Source organism: Arenibacter algicola (assembly GCF_000733925.1).
In the GTDB taxonomy this organism is placed as follows: Bacteria; Bacteroidota; Bacteroidia; order Flavobacteriales; family Flavobacteriaceae; genus Arenibacter; species Arenibacter algicola.
The window spans coordinates 2,254,893-2,271,086 of record NZ_JPOO01000003.1 but is presented as its reverse complement, the minus strand read 5'-3'; the positions used below and the strand labels follow the sequence as shown (position 1 = coordinate 2,271,086).

At 39.2% G+C, this 16,194-nt stretch carries 18 protein-coding genes; 10 read left to right on the top strand and 8 right to left on the bottom strand.

Features of this window, described 5'->3' with window-relative positions:
• Positions 1-50: 50 nt before the first annotated feature.
• The 3 genes from U735_RS0120250 (at position 51) to U735_RS0120235 (ending at position 2,487) form a co-directional block, all read left to right on the top strand.
• Positions 51-305, top strand: coding sequence for a SemiSWEET family sugar transporter (locus U735_RS0120250; RefSeq protein WP_031445559.1), 255 nt, complete (start codon positions 51-53; stop codon positions 303-305).
• 252 nt (positions 306-557) lie between these two features.
• Complete coding sequence (ald, locus tag U735_RS0120240; protein ID WP_031445558.1) at positions 558-1,658, top strand: alanine dehydrogenase; 1,101 nt, start codon at positions 558-560, stop codon at positions 1,656-1,658.
• 133 nt (positions 1,659-1,791) lie between these two features.
• Positions 1,792-2,487 (top strand): zinc metallopeptidase, encoded by a 696-nt coding sequence (locus tag U735_RS0120235; protein ID WP_031445557.1) that lies wholly within the window; start codon positions 1,792-1,794, stop codon positions 2,485-2,487.
• Between the two features lie 51 nt (positions 2,488-2,538).
• Here the strand turns inward: U735_RS0120235 and U735_RS0120230 are convergent, their stop codons facing one another.
• Positions 2,539-3,009, bottom strand: coding sequence for an Lrp/AsnC ligand binding domain-containing protein (locus tag U735_RS0120230; protein ID WP_031445556.1), 471 nt, complete (start codon positions 3,007-3,009; stop codon positions 2,539-2,541).
• Between the two features lie 48 nt (positions 3,010-3,057).
• Positions 3,058-4,431 carry a saccharopine dehydrogenase family protein gene (locus U735_RS0120225; RefSeq protein ID WP_031445555.1) on the bottom strand — a complete coding sequence of 458 codons (1,374 nt, stop codon included), beginning with the start codon at positions 4,429-4,431 and terminating at the stop codon, positions 3,058-3,060.
• Positions 4,432-4,508: 77 nt separating this feature from the next.
• On the opposite strand from U735_RS0120225, the gene U735_RS0120220 reads away from it, so the two are divergent.
• Entirely contained in the window at positions 4,509-4,916 is a 408-nt protein-coding gene (locus U735_RS0120220) for a DUF423 domain-containing protein (RefSeq protein WP_031445554.1), read from the top strand.
• A gap of 35 nt (positions 4,917-4,951) precedes the next feature.
• Positions 4,952-6,568: a phosphoenolpyruvate carboxykinase (ATP) gene (gene pckA, locus U735_RS0120215; RefSeq protein WP_031445553.1), complete on the top strand. Its 1,617-nt coding sequence runs from the start codon at positions 4,952-4,954 to the stop codon at positions 6,566-6,568.
• Positions 6,569-6,639: 71 nt separating this feature from the next.
• On the opposite strand, the gene U735_RS0120210 is transcribed toward pckA, so the two are convergent.
• Positions 6,640-7,386 carry a uroporphyrinogen-III synthase gene (locus tag U735_RS0120210; protein ID WP_031445552.1) on the bottom strand — a complete coding sequence of 249 codons (747 nt, stop codon included), beginning with the start codon at positions 7,384-7,386 and terminating at the stop codon, positions 6,640-6,642.
• Positions 7,383-8,048 carry a DUF4271 domain-containing protein gene (locus tag U735_RS0120205; protein ID WP_031445551.1) on the bottom strand — a complete coding sequence of 222 codons (666 nt, stop codon included), beginning with the start codon at positions 8,046-8,048 and terminating at the stop codon, positions 7,383-7,385. The genes U735_RS0120210 and U735_RS0120205 overlap by 4 nt, the downstream gene beginning before the upstream one ends.
• Before the next feature lie 497 nt (positions 8,049-8,545).
• On the opposite strand from U735_RS0120205, the gene U735_RS0120200 reads away from it, so the two are divergent.
• From U735_RS0120200 to U735_RS0120190, 3 genes are read left to right on the top strand one after another with little or no spacing between them, the layout of a single operon-like run.
• Positions 8,546-9,274, top strand: a complete 729-nt coding sequence (locus tag U735_RS0120200; RefSeq protein WP_031445550.1) for a polyprenol monophosphomannose synthase — start codon at positions 8,546-8,548, stop codon at positions 9,272-9,274.
• Between the two features lies 1 nt (position 9,275).
• Entirely contained in the window at positions 9,276-10,616 is a 1,341-nt protein-coding gene (locus tag U735_RS0120195) for a dihydroorotase (RefSeq protein ID WP_031445549.1), read from the top strand.
• On the top strand, positions 10,616-11,044 hold the full coding sequence (locus tag U735_RS0120190) for a DUF4296 domain-containing protein (protein WP_034248647.1): 429 nt from the start codon (positions 10,616-10,618) through the stop codon (positions 11,042-11,044). Before U735_RS0120195 ends, U735_RS0120190 begins: the two co-directional genes overlap by 1 nt.
• On the opposite strand, the gene U735_RS0120185 is transcribed toward U735_RS0120190, so the two are convergent.
• A complete protein-coding gene (locus U735_RS0120185; protein ID WP_031445547.1) occupies positions 11,025-12,032 on the bottom strand; it encodes an NAD-dependent epimerase/dehydratase family protein in 1,008 nt (335 codons plus the stop codon). The two genes, U735_RS0120190 and U735_RS0120185, sit on opposite strands and share 20 nt — an antisense overlap.
• A gap of 105 nt (positions 12,033-12,137) precedes the next feature.
• Here U735_RS0120185 and tyrS point away from each other — a divergent pair, with 105 nt between their 5' ends.
• Entirely contained in the window at positions 12,138-13,433 is a 1,296-nt protein-coding gene (tyrS, locus tag U735_RS0120180; RefSeq protein ID WP_031445546.1) for a tyrosine--tRNA ligase, read from the top strand.
• 68 nt (positions 13,434-13,501) lie between these two features.
• Positions 13,502-14,032, top strand: a complete 531-nt coding sequence (locus tag U735_RS0120175) for a hypothetical protein (RefSeq protein ID WP_031445545.1) — start codon at positions 13,502-13,504, stop codon at positions 14,030-14,032.
• Here the strand turns inward: U735_RS0120175 and U735_RS0120170 are convergent.
• The 3 genes from U735_RS0120170 to U735_RS0120160 all read right to left on the bottom strand — a co-directional run bounded on the left by U735_RS0120170 (position 14,027) and on the right by U735_RS0120160 (position 16,188).
• Positions 14,027-15,004, bottom strand: coding sequence for a long-chain-fatty-acid--protein ligase (locus U735_RS0120170; RefSeq protein ID WP_031445544.1), 978 nt, complete (start codon positions 15,002-15,004; stop codon positions 14,027-14,029). The genes U735_RS0120175 and U735_RS0120170 overlap by 6 nt on opposite strands.
• Before the next feature lie 361 nt (positions 15,005-15,365).
• Positions 15,366-15,689 (bottom strand): T9SS type A sorting domain-containing protein, encoded by a 324-nt coding sequence (locus U735_RS0120165; protein ID WP_031445543.1) that lies wholly within the window; start codon positions 15,687-15,689, stop codon positions 15,366-15,368.
• Between the two features lie 181 nt (positions 15,690-15,870).
• Positions 15,871-16,188, bottom strand: a complete 318-nt coding sequence (locus U735_RS0120160; RefSeq protein WP_031445542.1) for a T9SS type A sorting domain-containing protein — start codon at positions 16,186-16,188, stop codon at positions 15,871-15,873.
• Positions 16,189-16,194 lie beyond the last annotated feature (6 nt).

Sequence of the window (16,194 nt, the reverse complement as noted above, 5' to 3'; positions counted from 1 at the left end):
GGATAAAAATTCGCATTGTGGGGTCTGCCCACAAAATTGTATCTAGTGGCATGGAGAACATAGAAATCATGGGGCTCGTGGCGGCCGTACTTACTACCTACTCTATAGTGCCACAGGTACATAAGACGTGGAGGAATAAATCTACCAAGGATATCTCGCTGACCATGTATATGGCCATGTTTCTTGGTGTGGTGCTATGGTTGATTTATGGTATTTACCATGAAAGTGTGCCTATGATATTGGCCAATTTTATTACTGCGGTATTACTTTTTGTAATGATTGTCCTTAAGTTAAAATACAAATAGCAGGTAATTTCCCAATTAAAATTTCTTGTTATATGGTACTGTTAATAGTGCGCCATTTTTAATGGGTTCGTACACATAATGTGAAAAGTGCAATAATCTATATTCTTGTCCCTTATTTAAGGGGTTTTCTTTTTTTCTTATATTTTTTTGTTCCATTTTTGGAATTCTTGCCATCATGTAATAATGGTCAGGAATAATGCCACTTAAGTGGAAGAGGTGTTAGCTCCATTTAGTTTAAAAAAAGAATTGAAAATGAAAGTCGGGATTCCTAAAGAAATTATAAACAATGAAAGCAGGGTGGGCATGACGCCTGCGGGGGTTTTTGAACTGGTGAGAAATAATCATACGGTATACGTGCAGACCGGTGCCGGTGATGGCAGCGGATTTTCAAATAGCGATTATCAACAGGTGGGCGCCATTGTTTTGGACACTATAGGCCATGTTTATGCTATGAGCGATATGATTGTTAAGGTAAAAGAGCCTATAAAGGAGGAGTATGCACTTGTACAAAGGGGGCAGGTGGTTTTTACCTATTTTCATTTTGCCTCTAGTGAGGTCCTTACCGAAGCCATGATAGATCGTAAAGCTATTTGCATAGCCTATGAAACCGTGGAAGATGAAGATGGCACCTTGCCTTTATTGACACCCATGTCCGAAGTCGCTGGCAGAATGGCCATACAGCAGGGGGCAAAATACTTGGAGAAACCAGAAAAAGGAAGAGGGGTGCTACTTGGTGGAGTTCCTGGAGTGGCACCGGGAAGGGTTTTGGTACTTGGGGCCGGTGTGGTAGGAATTCAAGCTGCTAAAATGGCAGCCGGACTTGGGGCACATGTTACTATTTTGGATGTTAACATGAAACGACTTCGTTATGTAAATGATGTAATGCCGAGCCATGTAGTCACGGAATTTTCAAATGAATTTAATATAAGGAAACACATTAAGGACCATGATCTAATTGTTGGGGGCATCTTGTTAAAGGGAGCCAAAGCCCCAAAGATCATTACTCGCGATATGCTTAAGGATATGCGCCCAGGTACCGTAATTGTGGATGTAGCAGTAGATCAAGGGGGATGTGTGGAAACCACGAGGCCCACTACGCATGAGAACCCGGTATATATTATAGATGATGTGGTACATTACTGCGTTACCAATATGCCAGGGGCAGTTCCATATACTTCAACCATGGCCTTGACCAATGTAACTTTGCCCTACGTATTAAAATTGGCCAATTTGGGTTGGGAAAAGGCCTGTCAGGAGGATGCCTCCCTGCAAAAAGGGTTGAATATATTAAGGGCAAAGGTAATACGTAAAGAGATTTTGGAAGCCTTTAAATGGCAAGCAATAAATGACTAGACCGTACATTTTGTCATATATATAACCCCGTCATAATTTGGCGGGGTTTTTGATTGTTAGAAAAGAAAGAATTACTTGGTATTAAGAAAAGGAAACTTTAGTATATTGGATTAATCTTAAAAATAGAATTGTTATGATGATGTATTATATATTGCTGGGTGCTATTGCCTTGGTAAGTTGGTTGGTTAGTAATAAACTAAAAAGCAAATTTAAGCACTATTCCAAGGTGCATTTGCGCAATGGTATGAGCGGTGCCGAAATTGCCGAGAAAATGTTGGCAGACCACGGAATCAGGGATGTAAAGGTTATTTCTACACCAGGAATGCTAACGGACCACTACAATCCGGTAAATAAAACGGTAAATTTAAGTGAAGGGGTGTACAATCAAAGAAACGCTTCGGCAGCCGCTGTTGCGGCCCACGAATGTGGACATGCGGTACAACATGCTACGGCATATGAATGGTTGACCTTGCGTTCCAAATTGGTGCCGGTGGTAAGTGTTACCTCAGGCATGTCTATGTGGGTAGTCTTTGGGGGGCTTATGTTGGGAGCCGCAGCAGGAGTTGGTCTTGGATATTGGGTGGCCGTTGCAGGTCTAATAATGATGGGGCTGGCTACTTTGTTTAGCTTTATTACTTTGCCGGTTGAATACGATGCCAGTAACCGTGCCCTAGCCTGGTTAAAGAACAAGAATATGGTGAGCCAAGAAGAGTACAAAGGATCTGAGGATGCCTTAAAATGGGCTGCCAGAACTTACTTGGTAGCCGCCATAGGATCTTTGGCAACCTTGGTCTATTGGGCTATGCAGGTTCTAGGAGGTAGGGACTAAGACTTATGATAAATTATATAAAAAAAAGGACTTCTTTAGATGTCCTTTTTTTTATATCGTTATTTGTCTGTCTATTTGTTGGTCCAAAGAAATAAAGGTCTCAGTTCTTGATACCCCTTCAATCTGCTGTATATCCCTGTTAAGTACGTGCATAAGGTGTTCGTTGTCCCTGCAAAGCACTTTTATAAGAATGGACCAATTTCCTGTAGTATAATGGCATTCCAGTACTTCCGGAATTTTTTCAAGTTCCTTAACCGCCACCGGATTGCTCATGGCCTTGTCCAAGTAAATACCAATGTAGGCCATGGTGGTATATCCCAGAACTTTGGGGTTGATAATGAATTTAGAGCCTGCAATTAAACCTGAAGCTTCCAATTTTCGTAACCTCTGATGAATGGCAGCACCTGAAATTCCAATTTTTCTGGCAATTTCCAAAACGGGCTTTCTGGCATCGGCCATCAAAAATCTTAGTATCTTTTTGTCGATACCATCAATTTTTATGTTTTCGTTATTGGATTTCATGGGTTCTACTTCAATTTCTATATAAAGATACCAAAATGCTTTTACATCTTAACTAGCAACAGAGTCGGGGTTATAGCCCATGTAAGGTACCTGGTATTCTTTAAAGCGAATTCCATAGCTTTTAAGTTGCTCTAAAATAGGCTCGTAGACCTCGCGTCTTATTGGTAATTGTACACCTGGAGTGGTGATTTTTTTATTTAATATTAATATCGTGGCCATGGCTACCGGTAACCCAACGGTCTTGGCCATTGCCGTATAGGTCCGGTCTTCCCCTATAACGACTGTATTGGAATCTATCTGTTTTTTTTTACCGTTAATTTCGTACCCAAATTTGTGGTACATAACAATCATATCCTTGTCCGTACTGTCCAAGGTCCAGCTATCCTCCAGTATTCTTTGTAATATTTGTGCGGGAGTGGCGTTTTTTAATTCAATTTTCCTTTTGGAATCGAATAAGTGCAGTTCCATTAATTTATCCCACATTATATCATCCTGGTCTATCTTAAGATAATGCCGCAGCTTTAATTCTACCGTATTGGTAGGTGAATAAGGTAGAAATAAGTTTACAAATTCCCGGTAAGACATTCCTTCAGAATTTTCAATGGTATAGCTGTCATCGGTCATGCCCAATTGCACGAACATATTCCAAGCTTTGGAAAAACCTACCCGCCTCATGGTTCCCCTATACAGTGTAAGTACGTTCTCCAGCCCGTAGGCTTCCCTGTATTTTAGAGAGTCCCTGTTGGCGTATACTTCAAATTTCCCATAGCCTTCTACATCCAAGAACTCTGTTCTTCTAAATAATTTGTGGTAGGGAATATATTTATAGGTGCCTTCCTGAATAAATTTGGCTACCCCGCCCTGACCGGCCACTACAACATTTCTGGGGTTCCAGGTAAATTTATAGTTCCACAGGTTATTGTCGCTTTCAGGGGCTACCAACCCCCCTGTGAAAGATTCGAAAAGTATAATTTTGCCACCGCGTTCCCTAATATTATCTATCACCTGCATGGCACTCATGTGGTCTATACCGGGATCCAGTCCAATTTCGTTCATAAAAACCAGGCCTTTTTCTTTCGCTTGTTGGTCCAAGGCCATTATTTCATCGCTTATATAAGAAGCCGTAACCAAATGTTTTGTAAATTGAATGCAATCCACTGCTACCTTGATATGAAAACGGGCAGGGAGCATGGAAATGACTATATCCGCTTGTTCTATGGCATTACTTCTTTCCTTATCATTGAAGATATCCAATTTAAGAATAGTACAGGAGGTATGTAATTTTATCCTTTCGGGAAGGACTTCCGGATTTAAGTCACAAATAGTAATATGTAAATTTTCCGCCTCTGCTTTTTGTAATAAATAATCCAACAAATATGCAGTGGATTTTCCGGTGCCCACAACAAGTATTTTTCTACGCATTGGTTTTTTACTTTTCTATTTCACGGATACTAAGGTATCAAATTGTTATATTTGTAAGGAATAAGCCTTAATAAGTTATGAACAAAACAATTTTCGTCACTGGTATATTTTTCGGTCTAACGGCGGTTCTTTTAGGTGCTTTTGGGGCACATGGTTTGGAAAAAATGGTAGATGCCAAGGCAATTGAGACTTTTGAGACCGGGGTGCGGTACCAGATGTACCACGCTCTGTTCCTATTGCTTTTGGGAGGTAGCAACTTATTGGTCAATGAGCGTAAAAAGCTGATTTATTACTTTATAGTGGTTGGAATTGTATGTTTTTCTTTTTCAATTTACCTTTTGGCAATCAATGAATTGTCGAGTTTTGATTTTAAGAAAATAGCACTATTGACTCCCCTGGGCGGTGTTCTCCTGGTTACGGGCTGGATACTTTTGGGCATTAGGGTTCTTAATCAAAAACCATCACATAAAACTAACAAGCTCTAAGAGCACTTATATTTTTCTAATAAAACTCAACTATTATGAATTCATCAACACCCTCAACTAAATCGATTGCGTTGGAGACGTATGGTATAACAAGTAAAAAAATTCACTATCAATTGGCACCGTCAAGACTACATGAAATTACAGTGGAAAAGGGTATGGGCGTAACCTCCTCTACCGGGGCTTTAGCAATTAATACAGGCGAATTTACGGGTAGGTCTCCAATGGACAGATTTATTGTAAAGGATGAGATTACGGCCGATAAAATTTGGTGGGGAAATGTAAATATACCCTTTGAAAGCGAAAAGTTTGATGCTCTTTACAACAAGGTCATAAAATATCTCAATGAAAAGGAACTTTATGTAAGGGATTGTTTTGCATGCGCCGACGATGATTACAAGACGAACATCAGGGTAATTAATGAATATCCCTGGTCCAATATGTTTGCCTACAATATGTTTTTAAGGCCTACCGAAGAAGAGTTGGTAGGTTTTGATCCGGAATGGACTGTGGTTAATGCACCTGGATTTATGGCAAAGGCAGAGGAAGATGGGACAAGGCAGCATAATTTTGCCATTCTTAATTTCACCCGTAAAATTGCCCTGATAGGAGGTACCGGATATACGGGGGAAATTAAAAAAGGAATATTTTCTGCGCTGAATTTTATTCTTCCGGTATTTAAGAATTGCCTTCCCATGCACTGTTCGGCAAACGTGGGCGAGGATGGGGATACCGCAATCTTTTTTGGCCTTTCCGGAACTGGAAAGACTACATTATCGGCAGACCCACATAGAAAATTGATCGGAGATGATGAACATGGGTGGACCAAAGAAAATACCGTATTTAATTTTGAGGGAGGTTGTTATGCCAAGGTCATTAATCTTTCGGAAGAAAATGAGCCTGAAATTTACGGAGCCATAAAGAAAGGAGCCCTTTTGGAGAACGTGGTATTGGATGCCAATGGGGTGGTCGACTTTGCCAATACCTCCATTACCCAAAATACCAGAGTAAGTTATCCAATTTATAATATAGACAATATACAGGTGCCATCTATTGGTAAGAACCCAAAAAATATTTTCTTTTTAACTGCGGATGCCTTTGGGGTATTGCCTCCTATTTCCAAGTTGACCCCTAGTCAGGCAGCCTATCATTTTATTTCGGGATATACGGCCAAGGTGGCCGGTACCGAGGCAGGGGTGGTAGAACCAGTACCAAGTTTTTCGGCTTGTTTTGGAGCGCCGTTTATGCCATTGCATCCAACCAAATACGCAGAGATGCTGAGTAAAAAAATGTTGGATGCAGGGGTAAATGTATGGTTGGTAAATACAGGATGGACCGGTGGCCCATATGGGGTGGGTACCAGAATGAAATTGAAATATACCAGGGCCATGATCCATGCGGCCTTAAGTGGCGAACTGGGACTGTACAGTTATGATAAATACCATATCCACTCCGTTTTTGGAGTGGCACAGCCTAGGGAGTGTCCTGGAGTCCCTACAAGTGTGCTAAGTCCAAGGGCAACATGGAACAATGACGAGGCCTATTACAAAACCGCCTTTAAGTTGACCAATGCCTTTAGAGAAAACTTTAAGAAATTCGAGGTCTATGCCAATGAGGAAATAAGGCGTGGAGGACCGCAGCGATATGCATTCTAAAAGAAAAACCCTGAGGCTTGCCTCGGGGTTTTTTATAATCTGGTATTGCTAAATTAATTTTTTGGCAATAACTATTTCTTGTTTACACTGGTAATGTATCTCTGTAGTGCCATGGTCATAGAAGGCGTTTCCGGGGTGGGGGCCTGAATGTCTATTCTTAACCCTGCTTCCGTGGCTGCTTTAACCGTTGAATTTCCAAAAACCGCTATTCTGGTTTCGTTCTGTTTAAAATCAGGGAAATTCTTTAATAGCGATTCAATTCCGGAAGGGCTAAAGAATACCAATACATCATAATACACATCCCTTAAATCTGAAAGGTCACTGATTACCGTTCTGTAAAAAATGCCCCTGGTCCAATCTATTCCCAAACTATTTAGTGTTTCGGGAACAATAGGTTTAAGAACGTCAGAGGATGGTAATAAAAATTTTTCGTCCTTATATTTTTTGAACAAAGTATTTAAATCTGGAAAATTCATTTTCCCAACATAAATTTTACGCTTGCGGTATACAACGTATTTTTGTAAATAGTAGGCTACTGCCTCTGACTGACAAAAATATTTCATCGTATCGGGAACCTTGAACCTCATTTCCTCCGCGATCCTAAAGAAGTGATCCACTGCATTCCTACTGGTTAGAATAATGGCGGTAAAATTCTTAAGGTCAATTTTTTGTTGTCGTACCATTTTCGCATCAACGCCTTCCACGTGGATAAAAGGTCTAAAATCTACCTTTATTTTCTCCTTATCAATAAGCTTGGAATAGGGGGAGTTTTCCATCTTAGGTTCTGGCTGTGAAACCAAAATCGTTTTTACTTTCATAGGTTTCGATCTATTAGATAGTTTCCAACTATAATAATTGGTGCTATTTCAAGAGCGCAAAGGTACAAAATAAAATACACAAAATTACTGGCGATGAATTTTTGATGATTTCTCAATGTTGTAGTCCAACCAATAGCGTTTATAAGGAATACTAACAAAAGACTTATAAAAACTACTGCTTTTGACTCCCTGAAAACAAAATTTAACAGAAGATTGGCAAATAGCATTACAATGCCACTGTAGTTGAGATAGGAGAGTTTCTTGAAAATTATTTCGGCAATAATCTTGTTGATATTAAATATAAAACCGTTGCCCAATTGCAAGAGTATTTTAATGGTAAAAAATAGAAAAAGCGATATAAAAATAATACTATAGGCAACGAACTGTTGCCCTTCCGGAATCTTGAAAAAAATGGTATAAGCAAAGTATAGGAAAAGAGAGAAATTTAGCAATTGAAAAATACTGAAAAAAATACTGAACCAATTAAATAGTTTGTCTTTCTTTTGGTAAAGAAAGATATATTTGTTGTTGAACGGTAAGATGATATAGTTCAAGAAACGGCTATAAAAAGTAGTTTTTGCAAGTACCATAAAAAAGATACTGGAAAATAGGATAATGGTTATCCAATCTACAGTATAATCATTTCTTAATATAGCTTCCATTTATACGGCCTTATTCTTGGGTGATATTATTGCTAACAACGTAAATTTCATTCCCTTTAGTGTTGCAAGTAATGTAATTGAATCCTTCAATTCAAGTATGGTGTAATTATTGTTTTTTATATCGAACAAAAAATCAGTCCAAACCTAAGCTTTTTTAGAACCAATTCCGCGCTAAAGATAAGAAACCTATTAGTTGGGTATTATATTCCGTTAATTAATATACCCTTAACTTTAATAGTGCTATCCCCTTATAAAAAGGACTTGTAAGTCTACCCTTGCACACTGTGTTATCCAATCCCGCCATTTATTGAATTCAATATATATAGTGCTTCCAATTTTTTCTCGGAAGTCCTAAGACAGTACTGTTAAGCGGTTCAATTTAAAGACCAAAACCATACATTCGTAAATATATGGAGTCTTTAAAAAAATCATAAAACGTTCCGGATATTTCACTACAGTTTTTAAAATACTATTTTTGCTAAAATTGCAATACCTAGATGGCGGATAGCTTGGTCATTATTCCTACCTTCAATGAAATTGAAAACATTGAGCTCATAATTCATTCCGTCTTTGCTTTGGAGCAGGATTTTCATATCCTTGTCGTTGACGATAATTCTCCTGACGGTACGGCCGATGCGGTAAAAGCTCTACAGGAGCAATATTTAAATAAGTTATTTTTAGAGGTAAGACGGGATAAATCTGGTTTGGGAACGGCCTATATCCATGGGTTTAAATGGGCCATAGAAAAGAAATATGAATATATTTTTGAGATGGATGCCGATTTTTCACATGCACCAACAGATCTTATAAAGCTGCGGCAAGCCTGTATTGAAGGGGCGGATGTAGCTGTGGGATCGCGTTACAAAAAGGGAATTAATGTAGTAAATTGGCCCTTGCATAGAATACTGTTGTCCTATGGTGCTTCATTTTATGTGAAATTGATAACCGGAATGAGGGTGCACGACCCTACTGCCGGATTTGTTTGTTACAGGAGAAAGGTTTTGGAAACCATCAATTTGGATTCCATTAAATTTATTGGATATGCATTTCAAATCGAAATGAAGTTCAGGGCCCATCTTCAAGATTATAAGATTGAAGAGGTGCCTATTATTTTTACCGATAGAATAAGGGGAAAATCAAAAATGAGTGCTTCCATTATTAATGAGGCCGTTTTTGGGGTACTACAGATGAAGTTGCGCAGTTTGTTTCACAAAAAGAAATTTTAAGATGGGAAGAATACTTTTAAAAAACGCTAAAATCGTTAATGACAATAAAATATTCCCTGCAGATATACTGTTGGAGGACGATTTTATTCTTAAAATTGAGGATCAAATTTCATCGGATAGTGCCGCCAAGGTAATGGATTTGGAAGGGAAATATGTAATACCTGGAGCCATAGACGATCAAGTACATTTTAGGGAGCCTGGTCTAACCCATAAGGGCACTATTGCCACGGAAAGTCGGGCAGCCGTTGCCGGGGGAATAACCTCCTTTATGGAACAGCCCAATACCAATCCCCAAACAACTACCATTAAGGCTTTGGAGGATAAGTTTGAAATGGCTAGAAATTCTGCTTTTGCCAATTACTCTTTTTTATTTGGCGGTACCAACGACAATTTGGAAGAGATAAAAAAATTGGATAAGAATGCCTGTTCTGGGATTAAACTCTTTTTAGGTTCCTCTACGGGCAATATGTTGGTAGACAATGAAGAGGTGATCGAAAAAATATTTAGAAATACGGAGATGGTCATTTCCGCACATTGCGAAGATGAGTCCACCATTAAGGCAAATTTTGCCAAATATAAGGCGCAATATGGGGATGATATTCCCGTAAAATACCATCCTTTGATCAGGAGTGCCGAAGCCTGTTATCTTTCTTCTTCCAGAGCCATTGCCTTGGCAAAAAAAACAGGGGCAAGATTTCATGTCTTTCACCTATCTACAGGAAAGGAAACCGAGCTTTTTAGGAACGATATTCCATTGGAGGATAAAAAAATTACTGCTGAGGTCTGTATTCACCATCTTTGGTTTTCGGAAGAGGATTACGATACCAAAGGAACTCTAATTAAATGGAATCCGGCTGTTAAAACTGCTGCGGATAGGGACCAACTTTGGGAGGCTTTATTGGATGATCGTATAGATGTCATTGCCACGGACCATGCACCACATACTTTAGAAGAGAAGAACAACGTTTACACTTCCGCTCCCTCGGGAGGCCCATTGGTGCAACATGCCTTGCCCGCAATGTTGGAGAAATATCATGATGGAAAGATAAGCTTGGAGAAAATTGTGGAGAAAATGTGCCATAATCCGGCAAAGTTGTTTCAGATAAAAAAACGTGGTTTTATTCGGGAAGGATTTTATGCCGATTTAGTGGTGTTGGATCTTAATGATTCCTGGACCGTGACCAAGGAAAATATAGCCTATAAATGTGGTTGGTCTCCCTTTGAAGGTAACTCGTTTAAATCCAGGATAACCCATACATTTGTAAATGGGCATTTGGCCTATGAGAATGGCAATTTTTCGGAAGAGCGAAAAGCCAGGAGGTTAACTTTTAATAGAGAGTAATGCTAAAATATATAGTTGTCATTTTTTTGGGGCTGTTGTTTTCATGTAATGAAAAGGTAGTTGAGAAGCCGGAAAACCTTATTCCGGAAGATAAAATGGCCACCATTTTATACGATATTTCATTGTTAAATGCCGGTAAGATAATTAACGAAAGCATTTTAAACGAATATGACATTGAGCCAATGGGGTATATCTATACCAAGTATGGGATAGACAGCGTCCAATTTGTAAAAAGCGACACTTACTATGCCTCTATGCCCACTGTATACGAGACCATCTACACCAAGGTAAAAGATAGGTTGGAGAAGGATGAAAAGTTTTTTGAAGATGAAAGGCAGCAGAAGCAGGATTCTTTAATGGAAGCCAAAGAAAAGTCGAACCCCGAACTCAAAAAAAAACCAGTTAATACTAAGGATTCTCTTCCATAAACTTTTTGCAGGAAAATTCTATAATGCCGTCCAAGGCCTCAAAGGAATAGCCTAGTTGTTTTTGTATTTTGTCGGCATTGAACAATTGGTTCTTACGTAAGGATTCAACCGAGTTTTTGGTTAGTTTTCTTCCACTGTTCCAGAAAATATTCCTTAGCCAATCCCATCTTCTAAACACCTCCAGTTGCCAAAATTTAATGGCTTTGCTAGGTTCTGGTTTGCCGAAGGCTGCCGTAATCGTGCGTAGTATTTCTTTATAGGTCAGGTTTTTGGCCACAAGGATATACTTTTCATTGGTTATGGACGACTGCATTAATTGGGTCATTATTTGGACCACGTCATTTACTGTAACGAAGCCTGTTCCTCCTGGCGGATAGTATTTACGGGCCTTATAAGCGGTTTTAAATAAAATCCCTGTTCCCGTTTCCCAGAACCCAGGGCCCAAGATAACCCCTGGATTTACTATAACTGCAGGAACATTTTCCTGAGCACCCCTCCAAACTTCCAGTTCCGCATCCATCTTGGTCATAGCGTACACATTGCTTTGTTGGGAATTCCAATCCGTTTCTTCAGTAGCCTCTTGGTTACCTACCGTCCGCCCTATGGCACCTATGGAACTGGTATAGCACAATTTTTGGATACCCTTGGCAATACAAAGATTGACAATGTTTTTAGTGCCTTCATAATTTACTTTACGCAATAGATCATAATCATTGGGGTTAAAGGAAATTAAGGCCGCACAATGATAAACATGTGTCACATTTTCAAAAGCAATTTCCAAGGCTGGGAGGTCATTAAGATCGGCCTTTACCCAATTAATTTTTTGAAACAGTTTGTGGGATTGGTCGGTATAATACCCAAATACCTTTTCAACCTCTTTTAGGTTGCTATTTTCTCTATGGATGGCTTTTACCGTGGCACCCGACTGCAACAAGTGCAAAAGAAGGTGTGCTCCTACCAAACCAGTTCCTCCTGTGACTAAAATCATGGCGCAAATTTACTCAATTGGCTCCAATTTATTCCTTTTTTGGCAGGAGTTAAACGACCTATTATTTTATATTTGCGACTATTATTGAATTAGAAGATCTAAAGCATGACTACGAACTTTGTAGAAGAATTAACTTGGAGAGGAATGTTGCACGATGCAATGCCCGGTACGGAAGAACATTTGTTAAGCGGAATGCAATCTGCCTATGTGGGAATTGACCCAACGGCAGACTCACTACATATTGGACATTTGGTTGGGGTTATGATGCTTCGTCATTTTCAGTTGGCAGGCCATAAACCTTATGCGCTGATCGGGGGAGCAACCGGGATGATCGGTGATCCTTCAGGGAAATCTACAGAGCGGAATTTGCTGGATGAGGCTACCTTGGCGCATAACCAGGCCGCTATAAAAGAACAACTTTCCCGTTTTTTGGATTTTAATAGTGGAATGGATAACAGTGCTGTACTGGTGAACAACTATGATTGGATGAAGGATTTTTCCTTTTTGGAATTTATTCGGGATGTAGGGAAGCACATTACGGTGAATTATATGATGGCCAAGGATTCCGTAAAAAAACGATTATCGGCCGAAGCTAAGGAAGGAATGTCCTTTACGGAATTCACCTATCAATTGGTGCAGGGATATGATTTTTTACATCTCTATAGGGAGCACAATTGCACCCTGCAAATGGGAGGTAGTGACCAATGGGGAAATATTACCACAGGTACCGAACTTATCCGTAGAATTGGAGGCGGTAAAGGATTTGCCCTTACCTGTCCTTTGATTACAAAGGCCGATGGCACCAAATTTGGGAAGTCGGAAGGGGGCAATATTTGGTTGGATTCTGAAAGAACATCCCCTTATAAATTCTATCAATATTGGTTGAATACCTCGGATGAGGATGCCGAAAAATATATCAAAATCTTCACTTTTTTACCTAAGGAAGAAATAGAAAATTTGGTTAATATGCATCAGGATGCCCCTCATTTAAGGGTGCTTCAAAAGCGTTTGGCCGATGAGGTAACGGTAATGGTACATTCGCAGGAAGATCTGGATAATGCTGTAAAGGCAAGTGATATTCTTTTTGGAAAATCGACCTCGAGCGACTTAAAAAAACTGAATGAAAAGACATTTTTAGATGTGTTTGAAGGCGTGCCACAGGCGGAGGTATCCAAGGAGGACATTGATATTGGCCTGGATATGATTGGGGCCTTGGCGGCAAAAACCGGTTTTTTAGGGTCTAATGGGGAAGCTAGACGCGAATTGAAGCAAAATTCCATTTCTGTTAACAAGGAAAAAGTCAAAGAAGATTATATCATTTCTACAGAAGATCTGATCAACAATAAATTTGTTTTGCTGCAGCGCGGGAAGAAGAATTATTTTGTACTGGTAATTAAATAAACACTATATTTTTTTTGGTTACCCCAATAAAATTAGGAGAAACCCGTTAGCCTAATAAATTGGATCCTATGAAGAAGTATTTTTTGTTTTTTGCCTTAGTATCTCTTTTTGTTTCTTGTGACAAACTGGATGAGCTTACCAAATTTGAAATGGATTATGATCAAACAGTGGTTATACCTTCATCAACAGGAGTAGATTTACCTTTTGATGTCTTTACCCCTGAAACAGAGACCAATTCTTCAGCCGAGTTTGAGGTAAACGACACCAGAAAAGACCTTATAGAGGAAATTGTCCTGAAGAAATTGATTATGACCGTTGAGGTTCCTGATGGGGAGGACTTTAGTTTTTTGGAATCGATCATCATTTATATGTCCGCAGACGATTTGCCGGAGATTAAGATAGCATGGAACGAGGAAGTAGCGGCTACTGTTGGGGAACAATTGGAACTGGTAACCACGGCCGAAGATTTAAAGGAATATATTAAAAAGGATTCCTATACTTTAAGGCTAAAAACGGTTACCGATGAGTTTTTATCGTCCGATTATGAAATAAATATAGCCACAACCTTTTTTGTGGATGCCAAGATTTTGGGCTTATAATACCATTAAATTACAGCCTCTAATATCGGAATGGTCAAACCTTCCCAATATCTCAAAACTTCCGTCGGTATGCACTTTTCCCAAGTCTTGAGTGGCAATAAAGCTGCAGGAGTGAATATTTGCCAGGTCAATGATATTTACACCTCCCGTTTTACCTGCTTTTTGCAAGGTTAAAGGATCTTCGGTTTCACGTATCAAGACTTTCATCCATTTAGGGGCAAAGAAGCGTCCATTGCCTTGGGAATAGGCCTGGGACAAAAGCTCTGTCATGCCATATTCCGAATGGATGGCCTCCACTCCAAAACCGTTTTTTAATAGTTGGTGCAACTCCTCACGTATCAATTCCTTTTTGCGCCCTTTCATGCCACCTGTTTCCATAACTACCGTATTCTTTAGTTTCAATTGGAATTCTTCCACCATATCCAATAAGGCAAAGGAAACACCTAGCAGTAATATTTTAGTGTTACGGGCATCCAATTCAACCAAGGTCTTTTGCAAACTGTCAAGATTATCCAAATAAAAGCCGCTGTCTGGATGCTTGCTTTTGTGGATAAGGTCGTTGGCCATATAGATCAAGGAAGAACCCTCCCTTTCCAGATAAGAGGGCAACAATGCCAGCACACAATAGTCGTCTATATCCCCATAAAAGTGTCTGAATGCGGTTAGATAGCTATTCTCGTATAGTTCCAAGTTTTTTACGTGATGCTTGCTTACCTCACTTCCCGTAGTGCCACTACTGGTAAAGGTAATCTGGGGCGTAAATGAACCACATATTACTTTTTTGGATTTAAAAAATTCTATCGGCAGAAAGGGAATATCTTCAAGGGTCTTAACGGTGGACACATTCTTCCCTAAGTGACGGCAAAATTCCTGATACACCAAGTTTTCATTATATTGGACCTGAAATGTTTTCAATGCCATGGCATTGAATTCTTCGTCCGTTGAAATTGTAAAAATATTTTCGAGAGGCATATGCTTAATCACTTCTACAAAAGTAATGATAACAACAGAGTGGAAACCTTATTTTATGGTTTTATTAGTGAAACTCAATTTTGAGAAGTCAGTAAGACGCACTGAAAATTGCAAGTTGAACTAATCCCGCCTTTTTCGGCGGGATCTAGGTTCAATACCTCGATCCTTGGGTCGATTCCTATTATTGGGTTCAAGGCTTGCCCTGAGGTTTAATACCTGTTATTGGCATAGACTTAAATCTCCCTTTGGGAGATGCATGAAGCCGGCCTTACCTAACTTCAGTAAATGAAGATTAAGAGGTTATAGTCAAATATTTGTGATGAAGAGGTGCATAGAAAGAAAAAAGTACCATTAAGAGGGTTTATTTCACGACCAACTTTCTGGTCATCGTTACCCTGTTTTCGGTAATTTGTAATACGTAAACTCCCGGAGCCAATTTTGATATGTTCAAAAGGGTATGGGTTATCCGGTCCTTTAAAACTATGGTTCCGAAGACATCATAGATTACTACATCCTTTACCCCATTATGCTTTGTGGTAATATAGACCACATCCTGATAGGCCGGATTGGGGTATAATTTGAAAGTATTTGCTTGGGTAGTTCTGTCTAACGGCTCTTCAACGAATTCCTGTGCAGAAACGGCCATAGAAAATACCATGAACAGTAGGGTGTAAAATATTTTCATAGGTTAGTATTGATTTGGGATCAATACAGTAAACGTAGGAAAATAAATAAGGAAGTAATAATAAATGTTGTAAAGGAGTGATTTTTGTATGTGTATCCTTATTAAAAGTATTGAATTAAGGTAATAAGGGTTATAAATCAGATCATTAGGTAAGTTGTGTAGCTGTTAAAAGTTGGAAACACTATTTAATAATCAGCTTTCTTGTGGCTACTTTGTTTTTTTCGTTTACTCTTAGCATGTAAACACCGGCATCCAAATCATTTACATTTAGTTCCGAACCAATAATGGTAGTTTCCAGTACTTGGGATCCAAATATATCGAAAATTAAAATCTGTTTTGGAGCGTTCAGGGAAGTACTGATATATACCCTGCCATTGGTCACAGGATTGGGATATATCTTAAACCCAGGAATATCCCCTCCACCCACATTGCCTTTAGGATCCTGTCCAAAGGAAATAGAGATAAAAAGTAAGGCTATAACTAAGTAGAGTTGCTTCATAGAAAC

Bases quoted from the DNA above. Each gene is read 5' to 3' on its own strand.
- U735_RS0120175 (WP_031445545.1), top strand. From the start codon at position 13,502: ATGAAGAAGTATTTTTTGTTTTTTGCCTTAGTATCTCTTTTTGTTTCT.
- U735_RS0120195 (WP_031445549.1), top strand. From the start codon at position 9,276: ATGGGAAGAATACTTTTAAAAAACGCTAAAATCGTTAATGACAATAAA.
- U735_RS0120165 (WP_031445543.1), bottom strand. From the start codon at position 15,689: ATGAAAATATTTTACACCCTACTGTTCATGGTATTTTCTATGGCCGTT.
- U735_RS0120200 (WP_031445550.1), top strand. From the start codon at position 8,546: ATGGCGGATAGCTTGGTCATTATTCCTACCTTCAATGAAATTGAAAAC.
- U735_RS0120250 (WP_031445559.1), top strand. From the start codon at position 51: ATGGAGAACATAGAAATCATGGGGCTCGTGGCGGCCGTACTTACTACC.
- U735_RS0120225 (WP_031445555.1), bottom strand. From the start codon at position 4,431: ATGCGTAGAAAAATACTTGTTGTGGGCACCGGAAAATCCACTGCATAT.
- U735_RS0120185 (WP_031445547.1), bottom strand. From the start codon at position 12,032: ATGATTTTAGTCACAGGAGGAACTGGTTTGGTAGGAGCACACCTTCTT.
- tyrS (WP_031445546.1), top strand. From the start codon at position 12,138: ATGACTACGAACTTTGTAGAAGAATTAACTTGGAGAGGAATGTTGCAC.
- U735_RS0120190 (WP_034248647.1), top strand. From the start codon at position 10,616: ATGCTAAAATATATAGTTGTCATTTTTTTGGGGCTGTTGTTTTCATGT.
- U735_RS0120220 (WP_031445554.1), top strand. From the start codon at position 4,509: ATGAACAAAACAATTTTCGTCACTGGTATATTTTTCGGTCTAACGGCG.
- U735_RS0120170 (WP_031445544.1), bottom strand. From the start codon at position 15,004: ATGCCTCTCGAAAATATTTTTACAATTTCAACGGACGAAGAATTCAAT.
- U735_RS0120160 (WP_031445542.1), bottom strand. From the start codon at position 16,188: ATGAAGCAACTCTACTTAGTTATAGCCTTACTTTTTATCTCTATTTCC.
- U735_RS0120230 (WP_031445556.1), bottom strand. From the start codon at position 3,009: ATGAAATCCAATAACGAAAACATAAAAATTGATGGTATCGACAAAAAG.
- ald (WP_031445558.1), top strand. From the start codon at position 558: ATGAAAGTCGGGATTCCTAAAGAAATTATAAACAATGAAAGCAGGGTG.
- U735_RS0120205 (WP_031445551.1), bottom strand. From the start codon at position 8,048: ATGGAAGCTATATTAAGAAATGATTATACTGTAGATTGGATAACCATT.
- pckA (WP_031445553.1), top strand. From the start codon at position 4,952: ATGAATTCATCAACACCCTCAACTAAATCGATTGCGTTGGAGACGTAT.
- U735_RS0120235 (WP_031445557.1), top strand. From the start codon at position 1,792: ATGATGATGTATTATATATTGCTGGGTGCTATTGCCTTGGTAAGTTGG.
- U735_RS0120210 (WP_031445552.1), bottom strand. From the start codon at position 7,386: ATGAAAGTAAAAACGATTTTGGTTTCACAGCCAGAACCTAAGATGGAA.